The 21,069-nt window shown below is 39.7% G+C and carries 18 protein-coding genes; 6 read left to right on the forward strand and 12 right to left on the reverse strand.

From position 1 onward, the window contains the following. Positions 1-18: 18 nt before the first annotated feature. Positions 19-435, forward strand: a complete 417-nt coding sequence (locus tag Q4519_RS03385) for a GIY-YIG nuclease family protein (protein WP_303509536.1) — start codon at positions 19-21, stop codon at positions 433-435. 265 nt (positions 436-700) lie between these two features. On the opposite strand, the gene Q4519_RS03390 is transcribed toward Q4519_RS03385, so the two are convergent. The 6 genes from Q4519_RS03390 to Q4519_RS03415 all read right to left on the reverse strand — a co-directional run bounded on the left by Q4519_RS03390 (position 701) and on the right by Q4519_RS03415 (position 8,857). Next, positions 701-4,960, reverse strand: a complete 4,260-nt coding sequence (locus Q4519_RS03390) for an NACHT domain-containing NTPase (protein WP_303509537.1) — start codon at positions 4,958-4,960, stop codon at positions 701-703. A gap of 356 nt (positions 4,961-5,316) precedes the next feature. Further along, the gene (locus Q4519_RS03395) at positions 5,317-5,775 is read right to left on the reverse strand and encodes a hypothetical protein (protein WP_303509539.1); all 459 of its coding nucleotides are present in this window, start codon (positions 5,773-5,775) and stop codon (positions 5,317-5,319) included. 115 nt (positions 5,776-5,890) lie between these two features. Continuing rightward, positions 5,891-6,505, reverse strand: coding sequence for a hypothetical protein (locus Q4519_RS03400; RefSeq protein WP_303509541.1), 615 nt, complete (start codon positions 6,503-6,505; stop codon positions 5,891-5,893). 117 nt (positions 6,506-6,622) lie between these two features. Further along, positions 6,623-7,087: a hypothetical protein gene (locus Q4519_RS03405; protein ID WP_303509544.1), complete on the reverse strand. Its 465-nt coding sequence runs from the start codon at positions 7,085-7,087 to the stop codon at positions 6,623-6,625. 100 nt (positions 7,088-7,187) lie between these two features. Then, the gene (locus Q4519_RS03410) at positions 7,188-7,745 is read right to left on the reverse strand and encodes a hypothetical protein (RefSeq protein ID WP_303509547.1); all 558 of its coding nucleotides are present in this window, start codon (positions 7,743-7,745) and stop codon (positions 7,188-7,190) included. Between the two features lie 2 nt (positions 7,746-7,747). Then, positions 7,748-8,857 (reverse strand): hypothetical protein, encoded by a 1,110-nt coding sequence (locus Q4519_RS03415; RefSeq protein WP_303509550.1) that lies wholly within the window; start codon positions 8,855-8,857, stop codon positions 7,748-7,750. 304 nt (positions 8,858-9,161) lie between these two features. On the opposite strand from Q4519_RS03415, the gene Q4519_RS03420 reads away from it, so the two are divergent. After that, on the forward strand, positions 9,162-9,293 hold the full coding sequence (locus Q4519_RS03420) for a hypothetical protein (RefSeq protein ID WP_303509552.1): 132 nt from the start codon (positions 9,162-9,164) through the stop codon (positions 9,291-9,293). Here the strand turns inward: Q4519_RS03420 and Q4519_RS03425 are convergent. Both Q4519_RS03425 and Q4519_RS03430 read right to left on the reverse strand, forming a co-directional pair. Beyond that, entirely contained in the window at positions 9,279-11,426 is a 2,148-nt protein-coding gene (locus Q4519_RS03425) for a hypothetical protein (RefSeq protein WP_303509555.1), read from the reverse strand. The two genes, Q4519_RS03420 and Q4519_RS03425, sit on opposite strands and share 15 nt — an antisense overlap. 275 nt (positions 11,427-11,701) lie before the next feature. After that, on the reverse strand, positions 11,702-12,232 hold the full coding sequence (locus tag Q4519_RS03430) for a hypothetical protein (protein ID WP_303509558.1): 531 nt from the start codon (positions 12,230-12,232) through the stop codon (positions 11,702-11,704). Positions 12,233-12,332: 100 nt separating this feature from the next. Between Q4519_RS03430 and Q4519_RS03435 the strand changes: the two genes are divergently transcribed. After that, positions 12,333-12,653 (forward strand): helix-turn-helix domain-containing protein, encoded by a 321-nt coding sequence (locus Q4519_RS03435; RefSeq protein WP_303509561.1) that lies wholly within the window; start codon positions 12,333-12,335, stop codon positions 12,651-12,653. A 342-nt stretch (positions 12,654-12,995) separates the two neighbouring features. On the opposite strand, the gene Q4519_RS03440 is transcribed toward Q4519_RS03435, so the two are convergent. Then, positions 12,996-15,035: a DNA internalization-related competence protein ComEC/Rec2 gene (locus Q4519_RS03440; protein WP_303509563.1), complete on the reverse strand. Its 2,040-nt coding sequence runs from the start codon at positions 15,033-15,035 to the stop codon at positions 12,996-12,998. Between the two features lie 33 nt (positions 15,036-15,068). Here Q4519_RS03440 and Q4519_RS03445 point away from each other — a divergent pair, with 33 nt between their 5' ends. Beyond that, a complete protein-coding gene (locus Q4519_RS03445; RefSeq protein WP_303509566.1) occupies positions 15,069-15,590 on the forward strand; it encodes a DUF2062 domain-containing protein in 522 nt (173 codons plus the stop codon). Between the two features lie 278 nt (positions 15,591-15,868). Then, the gene (locus Q4519_RS03450; protein ID WP_303509569.1) at positions 15,869-16,861 is read left to right on the forward strand and encodes a porin; all 993 of its coding nucleotides are present in this window, start codon (positions 15,869-15,871) and stop codon (positions 16,859-16,861) included. Positions 16,862-17,260: 399 nt separating this feature from the next. Here the strand turns inward: Q4519_RS03450 and lolE are convergent, their stop codons facing one another. Genes lolE through Q4519_RS03465 form a run of 3 tightly spaced genes read right to left on the reverse strand, consistent with a single transcriptional unit; the run spans position 17,261 to position 20,413 of the window. After that, the gene (gene lolE / locus Q4519_RS03455; protein WP_303509572.1) at positions 17,261-18,493 is read right to left on the reverse strand and encodes a lipoprotein-releasing ABC transporter permease subunit LolE; all 1,233 of its coding nucleotides are present in this window, start codon (positions 18,491-18,493) and stop codon (positions 17,261-17,263) included. After that, positions 18,493-19,203, reverse strand: coding sequence for a lipoprotein-releasing ABC transporter ATP-binding protein LolD (gene lolD / locus Q4519_RS03460; protein ID WP_232802533.1), 711 nt, complete (start codon positions 19,201-19,203; stop codon positions 18,493-18,495). The genes lolE and lolD overlap by 1 nt, the downstream gene beginning before the upstream one ends. Then, positions 19,196-20,413, reverse strand: coding sequence for a lipoprotein-releasing ABC transporter permease subunit (locus Q4519_RS03465; RefSeq protein WP_232802534.1), 1,218 nt, complete (start codon positions 20,411-20,413; stop codon positions 19,196-19,198). Before Q4519_RS03465 ends, lolD begins: the two co-directional genes overlap by 8 nt. An 84-nt stretch (positions 20,414-20,497) precedes the next feature. On the opposite strand from Q4519_RS03465, the gene Q4519_RS03470 reads away from it, so the two are divergent. Beyond that, the gene (locus Q4519_RS03470; RefSeq protein ID WP_232802535.1) at positions 20,498-21,067 is read left to right on the forward strand and encodes a PilZ domain-containing protein; all 570 of its coding nucleotides are present in this window, start codon (positions 20,498-20,500) and stop codon (positions 21,065-21,067) included. The last annotated feature ends 2 nt before the right edge of the window (positions 21,068-21,069 follow it).

Here is a 21,069-nt window from a genome sequence, read left to right on the forward strand (position 1 = left end):
TCAAACCAAAGGAAAAAAATGATATATTTCATTCAAGGTGAAATTACCAAAAAAATAAAAATTGGGCACACAGACAACATCATTTTAGAGGACAGGTTACAACCAATCCGCTCATCCTCACCAGATAAAATAATGTTTTTAGGTGGAATGCCTGGTGATCGAAGTTTAGAATCTACTTTAAAAAAAAGGTTTAACAAATTTAATTCACATGGAGAGTGGTTTTTTGAAAACAATGATTTATATTCATTTATATCTAACAACTGTATTTTTAATGAAGATATTTTAAGTATAGTAATTGAAGAAATTAACCAAGGAAATATTGACTATAAAGTCGCCAAATCACTAGGAGAAAGCGATATAAAGGAAATTCAAAGAAAAATAATAAATACAGCATTAAATAATATATGGGAGACAGTCAGCATACCTATTGAATAGTTTACGGCATTGTTGAGCAGGCAAACCAAGAGGGTAGATCTTATTCAGCATCTTAAATTAGAGCATCTTAGGTGTCTAACATGCCCCACTCAAAGTAGCGCCAAGGGCCTTCGTGTCGAAGGTTATTGATGTTTAAAACTTTTTTCTTCCGCAGTTCGTTCTATCGTGACTACCAGAGGCCAAGTGTGACAATAAAGTTCGAAACTCACTTTTGGACATAAACGAGTCAGTGGCTTTGCTAATTTTGAAAAATACGGATTAGCTGTCATGAGTCAGAGACTAAAGCTCTTTTATTCATATCAATGGTTATAACTTCTATCTCATCGATACCTACATACCCGTGTGCAATCGACTTCCAATAGTCTTTAAGCGCTGAAGCAAGCTTATCAGTACCTACTCGCTTACCGCTTATCTTCCAATACTTGGTCGACTTCTGTGATACCAAAAGAAATACACCACAACCAGCAGTGCCCTCTCTGAGATAATCACCAACGAGCTGGTTTCGAAGCCGCTCGCACAAATCAGGACCACTCCAACCTTTATCAAGTAACTTCAACTCAATCGGCACTGGAGAGGCGACTTTCGGGTTGGCAAGCCAAATGTCCATCCTTTGCTCATTAGCTAACTCTGGCTCTTCTGCGATTGTGTAGTAACCGTTGGCACTTTTTCTTAGCTCAGCAGCAATAAGCGTTCTAATCTCATTTTCTTTGGTTGCTCTTTGCCAAGTCATCCAAGGGCTATCATTACCATTTTCGACCCAATCCTTAATCGAAAGAATTTGTTGGACACCCAGTTCAAATAGCTGCCTGTGCGACTCAGGAGAGATCAGATTAGTTTTGTGAAACTCCTTAAACTGGTTATCTGACCATAGCGGGACATCACCATAAGCTTCAGCCATTTTGTATGCGTTCTTTTTCATCCACGGTCGATGTGACTCGTCAGGGTGATCTTCTATCAGCTGTGTCAATGCGTAATAACTTTCCTTTGAGGGAATCTCGACCAAGTAGTTGAACAACATATCTCTTGCTTCTTGAGCATGATCTCGTGTTGTGGGGCTATAGACCCCTGTGCCGGCTCGATTAAGGTCATCACTGGCTCTGATATATTTATGCATCAGTCTGTACAATGTCTTTAGGTGAGCAACCACTTTAAATCGTCCTACATTATAAAGAGAACGATGTGAACTCCTCCCACCTAACAACGCTTCCAGAAATACTTCCGCAGCGTTCGTTGCCTGTTCAGGTTCAAGCGTTGCTAGCCACTCCTCTAACTCTTGAATACCTTGGTCAGGCTCACTATCGACTAACAGCGCATACCACCATGCAATTTCATGATCGTCACCTTGACTTGCTGATATGTATTTTTGGGCTAGCAAAGATAGTTGCTCAGCACTAATACCACCTTCAATCAAGAGTCTTAAGCAGTATTCCTTATTGGCTTGGATTAAATTGTCAGAACTGACTAGATATTCAAATACGGTGCCAGCGAGATGTTGTTTGAGCCAAGGTGCGTGATACACCAAATCGTGTAGAATGTGGCTTGAAACCTCTTTGGCTTTACTATTATTCTCTAGCTCCCAAAACACCTCTTTAAGAATGGCCTTATTTGTTTCCTCTGGATAAGTTCGATGTACTACCTCAAGCCAACTTGGGAATCCATTTATATCCCATGTTATATAGCGCAATAGAGTTCCAAGGTCTTCAACACTTAAAGACTTCGGAAAGTCAGAGTCTTCCTTTGCTTGAATTTCTAGCCCAGCTAAGCCTAATAACAAGGCATACGGGATTGAATTACCAATCACCTCCTCTGAATGCAACTGTGGGCGAAAGTTTCGCCAATGATTCATACAAAACTCTTTGTATGAATTTGCCACTTGTAAGCCAAATTCAGGAATTAGCCGCTCCCATTGACTTGCACTGCGTCGACTTGTAGCTGGACTATCTTTTTCTAGCTCACTTAATAGCCAGACATGGTTATTAGTAATTTCGCCTGACTTACCCTTTGGAGCAGTAATCTGAGACGGATTTTCTTGCAGCGACTGTATCCAGTCTATTCGGCTACTTTCTCGCTCCTTCTGTTTTTTTTCTGCTTGTCGGCGATACTTTGCTTGCTTAGCCTTGTACCTTAGCGTTGATTCAGGAGTTATCGGATTTAACAAATTATCTAATCGTGATACTAAGACTTCTTCACCATGCACAGCAATACGAAGCTCCTCTAACATGTTTACAGGTGTGCCTAACTGTTGATAGAGCCTGAATGCAGCATTCAGTGCGACTAATCGGTCATCTTGCTTATTGCGAGTGCTAACAAATGATACTAACCTTGAGAAACCATCACGATTGAAAGCCCAAAAATGTTTTAAATATGAGATGCTGCAATCATCAGTCAGGGGCTTATCTTTCTCACTTAGATGTTTTCTTGCATTCTCGATGCTATGCCAATAAAGAGCATCATTCAGCTCTTGCCATTCAGGCACCAGATTACCGAGGTCATGTTCAACATCATTTGTGTACCCCTCTCCCCAATACTGCAAAGCTTCTACATTTGCCATAGTGGACAGCGAAAGCTCTGACAAAGTGAATGGATCCCTATTGACCACTAGCCTTTCCAAACACTTGATGGCAGAACCAAACAACCATGCGTATTGCTTAGATACCCTACATTCTCTTTTCTCTATAAAAGGAGCAACACTAAGGTAACGACCTAACCCTTTTAGTAATTCAGGAATAAGTTTGATTTCTGCTCTCTCGATAAAGTTAAGCAGCGTCCTACCCAAACGCGATACTTCAAACCTTTTAAACTCAGCTACATGATGAATTGATTCAACTAGATATTTAATAGAATCTTCGTCGGGTACGGTATGGTCAACCAACTCACTCAGTAAGTCTTTAGGGATTTTCCCTCTGCTAATAATCTCTTGCCAGACAAGAGCTCTTTGCTCTTCATCCCCACAAGTCATTACAGCTCGTACTGATGCAATTCTGGCATACTTATCTCGCTTGCTAGATACAGAAATTTCTATAAGTGGTTCGGTGCAAGCATTCATCTTCCCTTGCCAGACTAAACGGCCAAGGAAAAATATCGCATCATCATTGCCCGCATATTTGTGAATAAGGTTAAGTACATCCTTCGTCAGATCTGGCTGTGCAATTCGGGTAATAGCGGCGTTGTCTTGAGCAGAATGATCATCTGTATTATTGGCAATTTGAGCCATAATATCAGAAAGGATTTGCCTCCTTACTGACAACGGCAACTGAGAGGGGTCGCCTTCCTCTATAGCGATTTCAGGCTTGATAGCCAAGATCTTCGCTCGCAGACGATCATCAAATAAAATTAACCATGGCAATATCGGGCGAAATAAAGGGGTAACAACAGTTTCACCGAAAACTTCCCTAATAAAGTAAGACTCGATTTGGGAGCGCAAACCTTCTTCTTTCAATAAACCAGAGAAAAACTGTGCTGCTAATAGCTCACGAATATCCCTATGCCGGAACCTTACTGCACCGTAAATAATGTCATTGAATAAACCGCTCTCAAGTAAAGACTTAACCTCTTCTCGTTCCCAGTCGTACAGAATGATGTCGGCATCAATTCCTTGCTTTACCTTTTCGGCATCAGGCACATTGATCCCTACATTACCCGTTAAGATAACGGCAGCAGCCAACCGTTGAGCACCTTCACGGGCCTTGTCTAAGTTGAGAGGCTTTCGAGCATTGTTATGTTCCTCATTTAGACGAACATCAACACTGTGTTGTAGCAGATGTAGTCGCCCATCAAGAGATTGGTCATCCAACCACTTTGTTATGATGATATCCAAATCAAAAGGTCTTTCTGCGAGATTCCACAGGCCTAACCGTTCAACCTCATCCAAGAGTTCATCAATGTTGTTAACTCCATTTTCGATACAGTAGGTATAAACCATCGTTCGGTTTAACGGTCGTAAGCTATAGACATTTAATGCACTTTTAGGATGTTTATTTTTGTCGTCATCTTTTCGAGGACTAGTAGATGGGTAGAATAGATGAACATCAACTAGAGCTTTGTCTGACTTGGCACGCCAGCTATATGGGCGACTAGAAATATAAATATGAGCTCGCCTAGCCCCTTTCTCAATTCCTTTTGCAAAACGTTTGATAGCTTTTTCAAAAGCTCTAGGGTGAGCTAGTTTTGCTTCATCTACCGAATCTAAGAAAAACCAAGCCTCATCATTTGAGTTAAGCCAGTCTTCAAACTCATCTTCATCACCTATTTCGAAAGCATCATCAAAGTTACGGTCAATATCTTCAATTCGAATAAAAAAAGACAGCTTCCTTTCATTTGAGAGCTTACTCGCCATTTCCATAAATTCGACCGTCTTACCAGCGCCTGCCTCGGCTAAAATTACAGTACGATACTCTTTTAATAGAGAGTTCCAATTGTCAGCTTTGTTGATTCCCAAACTAAGAGAAACATCTAGCTCTTCAGAATCCTTGTGGCTTTCTATTACAGGAAAAAACTGACGATCTAAGGTGATGTACTTCTGCATAACTCCATTGAGCTCCATGTGGCATAAAAACTTCCCATATTCCACTTATTACACACAATTACCCAACTAGTCTAGCTCTCATAAAGTAACTACTAATGTTAATAAGTTATCCATTAGCCAGTTTCATCGTGAAAATTACACGATCTAAAACGGTTTGGGGCATGAACATGCAAGAACAGATCGGCCTGACAAGCCTTTGGACAGGAGTGAGTTGGCGGTCATATTCGTGATCGCAAACTTCAGATTAGCTATGTTTAGGAAAAGCGAAGTAGACGACTTTGTTGTTCGAGAACATGAGTTGCGTTGGCTGTCTAATAAAAGTTATTCCCTATCTATTAGAGGGTATCTAATATGTATTAGATCGCAGGTGTCAGATTTCGAATTCGTTCGTTAACTTTATGTAACACATCAGATATTGGCGTTTTACCTAAGCTATCATAATTTATTTCGTGTCTATTAATTCTAGAAAAACTTTCGTGGAAATCACTACTTGTGGAGACAATCACCTTGTCTAAATTGTAACCAATAGAGTTAAATTGGTCTGCTGTTATATCAATAATGTAGCCATCGCAGACCAACCAAGCATGGGATTGTTCTCGATTATTACCTAAGCCCTTACCTGAAATATACGTACTGTCTTTTCCATAAGCATTTTTTAGAAATAGACCTAAAAGATTCGATGTATCACCGCAACATCCAGAGGGGAAACCATTTAAGCACTGAGAAAAGCTAGTGTTATAATGGAAATCTGACTTATCAAACGATTCAAGGGCAGCCCTGATCTTTCTAATGTCTATAATAATTGAATCTTTCAAATTACCTCCATAAGAGTATTGAACGATAACGCAGTGCTCCCAAACAATGTAAAAGCAGGTATTGTATCTTGCCGAACGGTGCTCGTCACCTTTAAAAACTTAAAAACTTAAAAACTTAAAAACTTAAAAACTTAAATATGATAACTCCTCTCTTTATCTCCTCACTAACTTTCGGTCGAGATTTAAAATCAACTAAAACTTCATATTCATGCCCAAACTCAACATTTTCACCAAACGGTGCAATAACGGCTTTAATTGTAGAGTCCGTCTTAATCTCAATTACATATATTTTTATGGGCTTGGTGTATCCATTTTTTAATGCATGATAAGTTGCTATATAGGGGGATAAAGTTGTAGATACAGGCAGTTCCCAATTGTCATTACTATTTTCCGAGCAAACTCCACGAAATAGAATCTGTCCTTTTGACAAAAACAGTCCATTTTCTTGCATTTCCATTCCTAATGCTCTTAAATCATTATCATTGAAATTTTTATATTTTTTCTGAAATGACATAAATACAGGGTTTTTAACATTATTAGCCTTGCTCTCTTGCCATTTACTCAAAGTGTCAGAGGATTCAAGAAGGGCCTCAAATTCTATAAACCTTTCAGGCTTTCTATGTTTATTTGGGGCTATTTGATAATTAATAAGTTCTGAAAACAATTCTAAAACACTATGAAAACTACCATTCCAACCAATTTCTTCAACATCAAACTTATCTAAGACCATCTTTACTCCGAATATATAATGTTAGCATACCGCACGTTTGCTATGCTTAAGGTGATTAAAATGGCCAAATAACCATCTCTTAGAAAATTAACGAGAAACATTCCGTTAATACTCATGTTATCCCCGTGCTAATAGTCTCTCTAAGACGGTTGCATAACAGGATTTAAAGTCACTTTCCAATCCCGGAGATGAGTACTTTTTTAAGTGGATACGATAATCGGCTATACCATCGTCTTGAGCCTCGAAACTAGACAGAAAGTCATTGTGTTCGGCAATAATTATTGGCGGATTCTTATAGCCATACTTGTTGAACTGATCGCTCGTAATGTCAATGTGTACACCATCCAAGTTGAGCCAAACGTGAGACCCTAACTCTTCATTAAACCCACCATTTGCACCACGAATTAGCTTTGCATTAGAATATCCGTTGTCACTCAGATATGCAGCTAGCAGCTGCGAGCTATCATCACAACAAGCTTCAGGAAACTTACTAACAGAAAGAGATGTCCCATCAAAATCACACGGATTTAGTTTCTCCATTGCAGCTCGAAACTGATTTACCAAAAATGTTAGTTGCTCCATTTAACCTCCAAGATGCATAACAATTTATTTGATCCAAAAGTGGGAAATCCACACAAAAAAATAGCAAACACCGCTACGAAATAGAGTAGCGGTGGTAGCTTTATAGATCTTCGTTAGCTAGGTTTTCTGTATTTTTCTTGTGCAACTCATTTACAAACTGAATGTTGGTAAGCATAACAGTTAGAATAGCCACTGTTTGTATGGCAGCCAAGTAAACTACTGATGTCACCGCTAACAATTTAAAAATGGATTTATGCCCTTGAATATAATCAAGGGGTTGAAGTAAAACCATTGAAATATTGAAGGCAAGAATCCCAATTATCACAAAAGCTGACGTTAAGATAATCAAAACCAAATTCTCGATCCGTTTTGTTTCATCACCAGATGCCAAAATTACCTTATCTGGGTTTGTGTATGCTGAGATTGCTTCAGGATATGAATAGGCAATCCAAATACCAGCTAACGTAAATACCGCTGCAGATATGTTTTGTAACGTACTTAATATTGGTGATAAATCGCTTATTGATAAAGAATCAACAACAATGAATGCTAAACCTAAAGAAAAAAGTAAGTATATCGAGTGCCGAACAAATCGACTAAATACGAACAGAGCAAGCATCTCAATGATCTTGTAATATAACAAGAGTTTAGATTTCATTTTTATTCCCCTACTGCAACGGAGACGAGCTCATCACATTCACTGGTAACGGTTTGTAATAAATCAGAACGACTTTTTTGAAGCTCATTCAGTAAACTTTTCGCTGAGTAGAAGTTAGATTTTTTGTCTAGTGGCTCCATTAAAACATGCTCTTTGCTTACGTATTTATTGAACCAACGAGTAGTGTCGTTCCCGCCCTCTCTAAAGCCTACGTTATTCCACGTATCAGTTTGCTTAAATTCTTGATGATACACTTCTAGCATTGACTTAAGTTCCTCTTCAGAAAGTCTCCGCTCTTCAATAATTTCAACTTGTTTCTGAAACTTCTTTTTCAAGCTCTTTCCTTGAATGAGGTCAAACAACCTGAAACACGAATCTTTCTGGTCTTCTTTAACAGTTGAAATCGTATCTCTGACCACTATATGAGTGATTTTTCTAGATAAATTTTTGATGTTAGCCTTTTGTGATGAAAGCTCCTTCATATGGACATCAAACTTGTAGTTCATAGAGAACTTGTCATCTTTAGACTTGTAAATAACCCGCTTAACTGTTTGCTCTCTATTAGAAAACTGATTAAACGAAACCTGTTCAACTACTTTTTTTCTTGGGTGATAGATTCGAAGGTCAATACACCGTTTGATGTAGTTACATACATCTGTGGTAGAAGCTACGGAGTGCGGAAAATTTATTGAAGCTACTATATTCAGTTCTGGAATAAACCAGTAATACATTGGTTCTCCCAAAATTGCATTTTGGCCTTTGACTTTAGCTTCAATTTTTATCGAGTCTTCAGGGTTTGAGCCAAATTTAGCATCTGGAGCAATCCCTTTAACCTTTCCGCTATCATCGCCATACCGCTTCCACAGAACAAACACAACATTTTTTGACGCAGGGTCAACTGCAATATCTTTACAATAAATCTGAGTTCTCTTAGGAGAAGACTCGACATCCCAAGGCACTGTTTGAGTAAAATCCCGATTCTTAACCCATTCCTCAACGAGAGTTAATGAATCTGTCAGCGAACCTTCTACATGTTCACTGTCTTTATTATTCCTCATTCGGTAGAAACCGCACTCGTTAACCTCAAAAAAGCTAATTAAGCCTCGTTCCATCAAGCATCACTCCAATAGATAAAAATTTATACTATTATCAAGCCACTAGCCTCCGAGCACAACCAGTTACTTAAAATAATCAACTTGTGTTTTTTACGAGGCGCCGAAATTTGAGATGAATGCTGACCATTAAACTTTGGTCAAAGTGAGTCAGCGCTCCCCTAAATTAGCAATTTATGAATAACTAAAAGTATGGAAGGTAACTTAACTAACCTGAACTCGGGATAAAAATAGAAATGAACTAAAAGCTGGTTCTGCGATCAGATCTTTCGACCAAGAGAGAACAATCGCAAGGGAACCAGCTATGCATAAACTAGTAGACTTATTCTGTCATGTCGATGACTTTTGTCAGGCTTTTTTGCCTGAATGGCAAAAACTTCAACTTGAAAACGGTGACCGTAAGCGGAACCGTAAAGTGTATTCACCGTATTTCTAAATATTTATCGCATTCTATCCTGACATACTCAGGTATGATATCGAACTCACCGGGGTCAAGCTGACAGATGTACTCATTCTCAATATGGTAAGTCTCATTAATAAACTTACGTATAACAGAGTTTTTAACATCCATATTAAACAGCCTAAATACTTGCAGCTTTTCATAACCGTTGCCACATCCTTCATAAATGTCTTTTAAAGAATCTTGATTTTTCAAACGTTTCAAAGTGGCTGCATAGTCAAAATCGGTGATTCTATTTGCAATCTTTGAGCAGCCGAAATCAAACTTCTGAGAATTCATTACAGGATAATCGTCACCAACGATAGGTTCCCTTTTATCAACAGGAATATCTCTTAAATGAAACAAATTCGAAAGCACTTGATAAGCATCTTCTTTGTCATCCAAGATTTCATAATTCCTTCGAAGATAAATAAGCTTGAGGATTACATCGCACTCTTTATCTATGACTCCATTACAGATCTGAGAAAAAGTCTTGATATCAGATTTTGTTATTGATTGCTCAGATAACTCTCCCCGAATTAACTTTAAGAAAGATGCTGTCACTGTATTGTTAAACTTGTCTGAAACAGCTTTGACGGTATCAATAATTGGCTCAACATCATGCGTTAGCATCAAGACTGTGTCACCTTGTAAGCAGTCTTTTGGCTTCCTGCGGAACAGCATCTCTAATATTGCGTACTTCTTGTTTTTATCAAAAGATGAAATGGGATCATCCAATACAATTAAGTCTGGCTTTTTAGCTAAACATTCATACATAAATAAGACGATTGCAAAGGCATTTCTTTCACCAAAGCTAAGGTGTTGATCACCTCTACTAACAAAATCATCATAATCTATATGTAGAAGTTTCAACCGAGATTGGTCATCTTCACCAGAAATTTCGACAGCGTACTTATACCCAGCGTAAGACAAAAAGTTATTTATATCCGTTTGATGCTTACTAATGAGTTTTTTCATCCCGGCTCGCTGCATATTGACTTTACCTTGAAGTTTGCCCGCCTGTTTGCTTACCTCATTAATTGAATCATTAATTGAAGCAATTGCCGCTTGCATCTTTTCTGAGTCGATAATGGAGAAAAATTGCAAATCTAACTTATAATCACTTAATCTGTCGTTAACTTTTTCACCTTGTTTAAAATTGAACCCATTGAGTTTTTTAAGTAGTTCAAGCTTCTCAAGGAGGTTATCAATTTGACATTTTATATCACTTAAGAACTGTTCGTGCTCCTTACCTAAACCATTGGGTAGAGAGGTTATTACCGTTAACTTTTCTTTACAATCATCTGAAAGGTAATCTCCTAGTTTTTCGATAACAGAAATTATGCCAACAAGGTTTTTGATGACTGTTTTATCATATTCCTTCCCAACTTTTTTTATCTGCTCTTTTTTTTCCTGAGTGTCGCTAGAGCAAAATGGGCAACAATCTGATAAGCTTGAAAAATCTTTCAGTCCCTTGGTTTGCCAATCTATCCAGTTTACGTTGTTCGGGCTTCTAATAAACGGCTGATATGCCTCTAAACCAGCAGGAATGTGTTCAATTTTATTTCCAGAGGACAAGCCTTTCATACCAGTTGAGGCTTTTGATATTCCTGTTTTTGTAAGCTTGAAAGCTGCTCCTAACTCCCTCAAATTTGCAATCAACGTGTCTAACTCAAAGTTATCTAAGAACAATGTCTTGATATTTTTTACAATATTTTCAATCTCTTTCTCTGTCTCAACATATGCTTCATTGCGAATAAATATATCGAAACTATTACTCAAGAGTTCATCGGACTGGAATGTAAACTGATTAACATATTCTTCGTTAAAACACATTACCGTGTTCAACTCTTCCGTAACGGTTACCTGAGGCTTTAGCCCATCTGGATTGTTAGTTCTTAGTTTAAAGGGCATCAGTTCAGAAAGTTTATCTTCATGACTATTAGAGATTAAAGCTTTGGCTATAGTGCTTTTTCCTGTACCATTCGGGGCGAATTTTATGTTTAGCTTTCCTTTTTCAATTTCTAAACTGGCACTGTCAATGTTATTACAGTTAGTTATGTCTATTAGCATATTAAATCCCATACAAAGCTGAATATCTAACTCACATAAAAAAGCAGCAAGTTGCATAAAATGCAATTCTAGGGATATTATCCTGATAAAACTGTGCCCCCCTTCATTATCTAAACATTTTATTTTAAATCAGCTACTTGCTTCATTACGTGCTATTTACTGCTAAAGAAGAGCGCAAGATTTTTGTGGAAACTAGAAATCGGGGCAGAAACGTGTTAGATACCCATGCATGTATAAAAATCGTTAAACCCCAAAAAATCTCACAAAATAAATAAAAAACAACAACTTATATATTTTCATGTAACAGGCTATTTATTATATATAGATATAGCTCATGATGATGTAACTTCTAAAATTTTCGAGATAGCATTCATTTGGCTTTGTAGCCGATGCACATCTTCCCTAGCTTGATTAAGAAATGGCTGTACATGATCCTGTTGGTAAGGATAACGTTTGATTAGGCTTGCGAAGGTCGCCACTTCTTGCTCTGTTACCTTTAAGCTTTTTTCATATGTTCGCTTCTCTTTTAACAATGCTTCATGAAAGCTAATATCTTGATTATCAGGAGTTGATGTATTGAGATTTTTGAGCGTTGATTTGGAACTAAATCTCGTCTTTTTAAATAATGGAGTGGTCAAATAACGTACCTGCTTACCAGGTCCTGACTGAGTCTTGCGTAACAGCTGTTTTGACTCCAAATATAGAATACGCCGATATACATATATACGAGCTGTATTTGAACAAAAAACATTACCTGCTTTAGCTAAAATTTCATCCCTTAACTCAATTACAGTGAAATTATTTATTCCATTTGTAATCATAAGGTTATAAAAATATTCATGTAATGACACAACATTAGACATTAAATGACCTCTCACCAACAAACTTAGGATTGCTAAGTATACAAGAATAGGTAAAACTTAGACAATCTAAGTTATACCTAGGTGGAATGATGAAATTAGAGTGTCACAAGAGAATCCGATACCAAAGCGCCTCAAAGAAGCACGAGAGAAAGCAGGTCTTACTCAAAAAGAGTTGGGTATAAGGGTTGGTATGGATCTAGGTTCCGCAAGTGGGCGCATGAATCATTACGAAAAAGGCCGCCATACTCCCGATATCCAAACGTTAAAGCGATTGGCTGAAAAACTGGGGGTTCCAATAAACTATTTCTTCTGTGAGAATGATTTAGCGGCAACTTTAGCTTGTCTCATAGATAAGCTCCCCGAAGAAGAAAAGCTAAAGCTTATCGAACAACTATCTAAAGCAACAAATCAACCAACATAGGTCCCTCTGAATCCAATATTCAACTTGTTGTGTGTAATCAGCTTCAGGCATCACCTTAATTTGTATTCTATCAAATTTTAATGCCTTAAAATGTCATGGTAATACAGCTGAGGCCTGCAACCAACGAACAATACTAGAATAGGCTCGCCACCATCCAAAGAAAGTTGTGACAAACGATATATATATTAGGCAAGGTATGTTGCGGAAAACTTGCGTTAAAGAAAGCTAGACTACCTGGTGTACATAACGGTTCCAACAAATTAGAAGATAAAGCTTGAAAGTCCAACTTGTTATATGAACGTAACCAATTGTAAAATATATAATTTAAAAGATGTAACAATATTAAAGGTGACCTTTTGAGTGCGCAGCGATCACTACATCTGCTTTTATTTGATGCCCTGCCATTTTTATTAGCTGCGCCTCTGCACGGGCTTCAATATCACCTGGGATCAAGATACTAAAATCGCCATTGGTTAAATGCAGTACACATGAATTATTGTTACGAGAACGGCCCACCGCTTTACCCCGCTGGGTGAAAAAGCGCCCGGTAAATGCACCTAAGCTAATTTGTTGGCCTTGCTGGCAGTACTGAAATGGCCACTGCGGTTGACTGTGCCAATAACGACTTATTGTTAAGTTCGCCGCTATATCCTGCCAACCGCCGGCATGATCGTTATCTTTATGGCTAACAATAAAGTGTCGTAATTCACTAATATTGTTGGCTTTTAAATAGGGTAATATAACGCTTTTTGCCATACTAAAGCCTGTCGAGCTAGCAAACCCGGTATCAAACAGCAGGTACTCTTTCCGACTTTGCATCAATACACTCAAGCCTTGGCCAACATCAAAAACAACCACTTGCCAGTCTGGCTTGTTGGGAATGAACCATGTTCGTCCTGCAACCAGACTCATAGTCGCAAGCATTATTAGCGCAAGCCGAAAAACAATAGGTGCTCTTCGTTGCCATGCCCAATATAAAAGTGAGCCAATAGCTAAAAACCAAATAGTCCAGCTTATACTTTGCTTATCTAATTCTAGCCAAGCGGTTGGTAAGTAAGTTAACACGAGTACCAACCACTCCAATACCCGATCAACCCAAGATAACAGCCATAGCCCTATTGACGGAGCTAAGAGCAGCAACGCCGTAACTAGCAAGCAGCCTGGCAGTACTAAAATGCTAACAACTGGAATAAACACTAAATTATAAACAGGCGACAAAGCACTAATACCTGAGAAATAAAATACCTGAACTGGCATCAGCAACAGCCAAAGCAATATTTGAAAATACAATAGATAGAGCAACCAGCGCCTACCTGTTGCGGCTTTCTTTTGGCCTAGCTTGATGATCAAGAAAATACCAATCACAGCACTAAACGAAAGCCACAAACTAACACTTAAAATAGCGAGAGGATCCCATAACAATAAGCAAAATAGAACGAGTAACAATGTATCAACAGACGTGACTTTACGATTAAATATAAGGGCAAAAGCTGCAATTAAAAACATCAGTAAAGCGCGCTGTGTCGGTAAACTAAATCCAGCCAGCCAAGCGTAAGTAAAAGCGGCAACAACACCACTTATAATAGACCAACTCGCCAGCTTCACTGGCACAGCAAAGATATAGCTGAGCCCAGTTAAAAAAAGATAAGCCAAGGCGCTGCAAGCCCCCGCAACCAACATGATGTGCAAACCAGAAATCACTAGCAAGTGAGCCAGCCCCATTTTTTGCACTTGCTGCTTTAAGTTATCATCCAGCCCGGTCTTATCGGCAAACACTAATGCCAACAATAGCCCTTGCTCAGACATATCTTGAGTTAACACGCTAATGCGTTCGTATAACAGAGCTCGCCAAGATAAAGTCTCACTGATAAACCCCTGAAATGACTTTACCGAAACCTGATAGCCAATATGTTGGCTAAAGAGATAAGATTGTTTATTAAACGAAGCGAGATTTGCCCTGCCCCAAACAGGTTTTATCTTAGCCTTTAACTTAACTACCTGACCTGCTTTGAAATTCAGCTTAGCGCGATACCATGTTAAGCGAACTTTTTTGGTAAGCAATGGCTGGTAATCATCGATTGTGATTAAGTCTCCTTGATAAAAATAGGGCATTGGAGAGGAATTTAATGAATTTATTCTCACAACTATGGTATGTTCTGCGCCTGAATTAAACTCGTCTGGTAACCAGTTTAATTGCCAATGAGCAACGCAACTAAACCAGACGAGCGCTAAGGGGAAACCGCTTAGCGCGCGCATTTGTTGTTTAGCAAGCAATAGAGCTGCGAAAATAACACTCAATATGCATTGTTGTAACGATAGCAGCTGGGGTAAGAACAGCCCGCATGTTATGCCTGCGACAAAGCAAAAGTACCATCTGCGCATTGGATAAACACCTAACTACAATAAGTAAACTATATGCCAAAAAAGCTGATTAAGCGGTATACGCCCAACCCTGAAACGCTGAAAAATCATAAACACTTGAAAATATTTGGCGATTTACTGCATGACGCGAACTTATGGCATTTAAACAGACGCTCTGCGGCAGGTGCATTTGCTGTTGGTTTATTTATGTGTTGGATCCCGCTGCCATCTCAAATGATAATGGCTGCCGGACTGGCAATCTTATTCCGAGTGAACTTACCCCTATCTGTTGCTTTGGTGTGGATTTCCAACCCTATAACCATGCCACCTATGTTCTATTTTGCTTATCTGATCGGCGCCTATTGCTTGCAACAACCGATTCAGCACTGGCAGTTTGAACTTTCTTGGCAATGGCTAATGGAAATACTTAATACCATCGGCCCAGCATTATTATTAGGTTGTGGCTTGTTGGCAGTGATCAGTGCAGCATTAGGCTATTTGGGAATTCATTGGTTATGGAGGCTATCAGTGATCCGTAACCGATCTCAGCGTAAATCAAGAAAATTCAAAAAATAGCCGTATACTGATAAAGATAAAAATAAAGTCGCTTACAGCGAATTTTTAAGTCTTATTACTGATTCACTTTGATTTATGTGATCTTTATCCTGTTCAACTTAACATATGTAATATTAAGTTCATAAATCTCGACTAGTATTTAGTTCGTAAATTAGGACCAAATAAAAATTGATAATCATTTCTGTTATCATTATATTTGTTCAGCATTATTTTTTCAGCTCATATTGAGCTGATTAATAACAAGATTCTTGCTCCCTATAATAAATTAAGGAAATATTGTGAAAAAGACGCTATTAACCTCAGCTATTCTAGCTGCACTTGCTTCTGGTTCTGTTTCAGCTGCTGAAGTTTACAAAGACGAAACTCACAAAGTTGACGTGTACGGTAAAATCCAAGGCATGTACTACGACTCTAAAGACAAAGGCGAAGAAGGCGATCAGAGCTACTTCCGTCTAGGTGTTAAAGCTAAATCTGCTATCACAGAATCTGCTTACGCTTTTGGTCGTTTTGAAGTTGAATATGCAGCAAACACAAGCGATGACTTAGACGTACGTCTTGGTTACGCTGGCCTAGGTGACAAGCAATTCGGTGCCCTTTCTTACGGTCGCCAATACGGTGCTTACACACTAGTATCTGATTTCACTGACGTGCTATACGAGTTCGGTGGCGATGCTTCTGGTACAGGTACTGATCACTTCGGTACAGGTAAAGCAGACAGCCTACTGAAATACTCGGTTGAATTTGGTGGTGCTACTTTTGAAGCTAACTACCAACTAGATAATACTAAAGAAGAAAAAGAAAGCGGCATTAACGATACCGCAACTTCTTACGGCCTTTCAGCCACATACGGTTTCGATTTTGGTGTTAACATCGGCGCAGCTTACAACAACGGTGAGCGCTTAACTGTTGGTGCTGGTGATGCAGAGATGACAGCTATTGCAATCAACTATGATGCAAACGGCGTTTATGCTGCACTTCTTTACTCTTTCGGTGAAAACTGGGGTAAAAGCGCAACGACTATCAATAACACAGACTTCACAGCATTCGAAGCTGCATTAGGCTATGATTTTGCTAATGGTTTCGGCGTACTTGCAGGCTACAACAAACAAGAAGCTGAAGCTGGCAACGTATCAACTGATACCGTTGACTACTACACGCTTGGTGCTCGCTACCAATACAACAAGCAATTCCAAGTTGGTGTTGAATACAAAGCTGACCAAATCAAAGGCAACGAAGACGTTGTAGCTCTAGCCGCTGTTTACAAGTTCTAATATCTTTTGAACTTACTTAATTAAATAAATCCTGCCTCGGCAGGATTTTTTTTGCCTAAAATAATACACTGCCTAACTTTACCTCAGTTTTACTTGAGCTTATCTCAGCCGCTAAAGAAGATTTTTAGATGAATAGGCGAACGGGGATATCAACTCAGATTAACTGCACCAAACAGCCGGGCAAGAGTATTGCAACAGTCCATCTAAGTGGCTACTTTCTAAGCACATTTGATACAAAATAGAATGGCGTAAACCAACACTTGGTACACAAGTATTTTGTCAATGTTCTGTTTAAAAATAAGCGTAGAAGCAATAGAAATAAAGCAAAGGTATGCCTTGAGCAGTTGTACTACCAATAACATACCCCACTGCTTGTAAGCGTTATGCATTTAGCATGAATTAGCCGTGCCCTAGTTGCTGGGCAGGTTTTATCTTACTCGCACGCCATGCAGGGTAAAGCGTTGCTAGTAAGCTCATTAACACTGCGATACCGGCAATAACAACCACGTCTAGCGGTTGCACCAAAGACGGCATAAAATCAATAAAGTAAATCTCGCCAGACAACACCTTTTGTCCAGTGAAAGACTCAAAAAACTGGAATATTTCCGTTAGGTTAAGTGCTACAATAACGCCTAAAATTACACCAAACAATGCACCAACCACACCGTTTAACAAGCCTTGCACAATAAAAATATTACGCAGCAAAGCATTACCTGCCCCCATGGTTTGTAAAATAGCAATATCGCCTTTTTTCTCGTTCACAGCCATCACTAAGGTTGACACTATATTGAAACAGGCCACCGCAACCACAAGAAATAAAATGACATACATCAGTACTTTAACCATTTGAATATCTTGATAAACATTTCCTTGGCTAAACACCCAAGGCTTAATGTAAACCAATAAGCCTGAAGCATAAGCCACGCGGCGGGTAATAGACACGGCATCCATTACATCCGTGGTTTTAAAAGCCACACCGTTTACGCCAGCCGTTAATTCATTGCCTGTATTCAAATGAATAAAACCCAAGCTATGGTCAAGTTGACCGCCCATTTCCAGTAGACCGACTAAAGTAAAGGTAAGCCGCCTTGGCGCGGATAACTTGTTATCATTGCTTAAGTTAGGTAGTAACAAGGTAACATTATCATTAACCTGTAAACCCAGTTTATCGGCAATCCCCTTACCCAAAATAAGCTGATAACCCGGCTCAGCTAAGCGCTGCCAGCCATCGCCGGTAACAAACTGTGACATCTGTGTCACCTTATCTTCTAATTCTGGCTCAATAGCGCGTAGTGCTACTCCTTTCATTTCATTGCCTTTTTGTAGCAACCCAGTGACATTTATATAGGGTGCAGCGGCTATCACTTGTCGGTCTTGCTCAACTTGCTTTACTAAGGCAGGCCAATTTGCAAAGGGGCCTTGGGCCGATTCTAACTCACCGTGAGGGATCACCGATAAAATGCGCTCATGTAGCTCACGTTCAAAACCGTTCATCGCTGACACGCCAACGATCAACACAGCTACGCCAAGCATAATGCCCAACAATGACGACAAAGATATAAATGATATAAAACGATTTTTTTGTTTCGCGCGGCTGTAACGAAGGCCAATAAACGCCGATAAAGGTAACACTAAGATGGCTCTCCAACGCTGGCTAAAGAATGAGCACCTTGCAATACGCCATCACGCATATGCAATTGTCGATCTAGCTTATTCGCTAAGCTTAAATCATGAGTGACCACGACAAAGGCCGTGTTTAAGCTCTGGTTTAGCTCTCGGATCAGCTGATATATATTGTCGGCACTTTGTGCATCCAAATTCCCCGTTGGCTCATCTGCCAATAAAATAGCAGGCTGATTAATTAATGCCCGCGCAATCGCAACCCGCTGACGTTCACCACCAGAAAGCTCGGAAGGGCGATGTTCAATGCGGTGCGCCAACCCTACTTTGTCAAGCATGGCAATGGCTTGCTGCTTAGCTTGTTTAACCGGCAGCTTAGCGATCAACAAAGGCATCATGACATTTTCTAATGCGGTAAATTCGCCAAGCAAATGATGGAATTGATACACAAACCCCATCTCTTGATTACGTAACCGCGCTTGTTGTTTGGCAGACATTTGGTGAATGTTACAACCATTAAATAGCACTTCACCGCCACTGACGGAGTCAAGTGCGCCAAGTAAGTGCAACAAAGTACTCTTACCTGAGCCCGAACTGCCTACAATCGCCAGTAATTCACCCGGTTTCACATCCAAATCCACACCATGCAACACTTGCGTTGCCACATCACCATCTTGGTATACCTTGGTGATATTACGACACGTTAACAAAAAATCATTCATATCTAAGAGCCTCTGCGGGTTTAACACGGGCCGCTCGCCAAGCAGGGTAAAAAGTCGCAGCAAAACTTAACAGCATTGCGCCCAAAATAATGTTTACTATTTGCCAACCATTAAACAAAACAGGAAGTTGGCCACCCACTGCTGTGTATAAATCAAAACCTAAAAATGCCAATAACGGATTGATATAAAGCGCTAATAGCATGCCTATCACAGCGCCAAATAACGCACCTAACACACCACTCCACGCCCCCTGCACCATGAACACGGCAATGATGTTGCTATTACTCATGCCTAAGGTTTTTAATATCGCGACTTCGCCTTCTTTATCTGTTACTAACATTACTGAGGAAGATAAAATATTAAACGCAGCGACGGCCACTATCAGGCATAACAACATACCAATCATGTTTTTTTCCATCTTTATTGCTTGGAAAAACTGGCCATGGCTGGTGCGCCAATCATAGACATAAAGATCTTGCGGCAATGTCAGTTGTTCAAAGCCTTGAATATGAAAGGGGTCATCGAGAAAAAAGCGAATACCTGTAGCTGCACCTTTGGGCAAGCGCATTAAACGAGCCGCATCTGCACCGTGTAAAAATATTTGGTTAGCGTCAGCTTCTGAGCCTAAAGTGAAAATACCCGCCACAACAAAGTTACGCTGGCTCGGGATCCGTCCTAACGGTGTAAACACTGAGCCTCGGGTAGAAATAATACGCAGCTTGTCATTTAAGCCAATATCCAATTCTTTTGCTAACTCACTGCCTATTAGCACGCTATAACTACCCGCGGTCAAATTATCTAACCGACCTAAATTAATCGCCTGCTTTAAAGTATTTGGTGCCCATTGCTCTGGGAAAATCCCTTGGATCTCAACTGCACGTAACTGTTTAGGGGTTTGCACCATGGCTTCAGCGTTGACCATGGCCGATACACCTTCAACATTAGCAATATCACCAATATCGCGCATCACACTTTGCCAATCAGGCAACAATTGCGCTTGATTGGTGATCACCACGTGAGGGATAGCGCCTAGTACGCGCTTTTTTTGTTTCTCTTCAAAGCCATTCATCACGGACAAAACCAAGATCAACGACATCACCCCGAGCAAGATGCCACCCGTTGAAAACAAGGATACAAACGAAACAAATCCATTGCTGCGTTTAGCTTTGGTATAGCGAAGCCCAATAAAGAGGCTGAGTGGATAAAACATAAGTGTCTATTCAATAGCTTGCGAAAGCACAAAGATAAAGGATAATAAAGGGAATACAGGTTAAGACACAAGGGCAATCTTTTAATGGACACAGAATCCTATTTTAGCGTGACGCATCCCCTAACGGTGAACATTGAGCCCTTGGCAAAAAATGACACAGTGCCCAATGCCGATGAATTGGTGCGCCACATGCCCGCCTCTTTTCAAATTGCCAGTGAAATTGCGCAGGTAGATGCAAACTCGTTGCGCTTTCTCAACCAACTGGGCGAGCAAACCCAAGACTTAGTAAACTACCTCAGCCTACAATCAAAAAAAATAAACATGCTACTTTGTCACATGATGGCACAAGAAGATGAGATTCAGTATCGCCATCATACCCTTGCCTTTGGTGGCGGCGGTATTCGTTATCTACATTCTCAAGCTATGGAAGTTGGCCAATTCGCCAGCTTAAAAATATTTTTAGTCGATGAAGCCGCTGCCGTTTTTTGCTATGGTCAGGTCAGCCAGTGCCAGGCTGTCGAACAAGGCTATGAAATAGAGATGCATTTTGCCAGTATTCGTGAAACCGATCGCGACGTATTAATCAAAGCCAGTCTGCACATTCAATCGAAACAATTAAAACGACGCGCGGAGCTGCGCCAGGAACAAAACTAAGA

Origin of the sequence: Motilimonas sp. 1_MG-2023 (assembly GCF_030547455.1) — a bacterium.
In the GTDB taxonomy this organism is placed as follows: Bacteria; Pseudomonadota; Gammaproteobacteria; order Enterobacterales; family CBDFNC01; genus Motilimonas.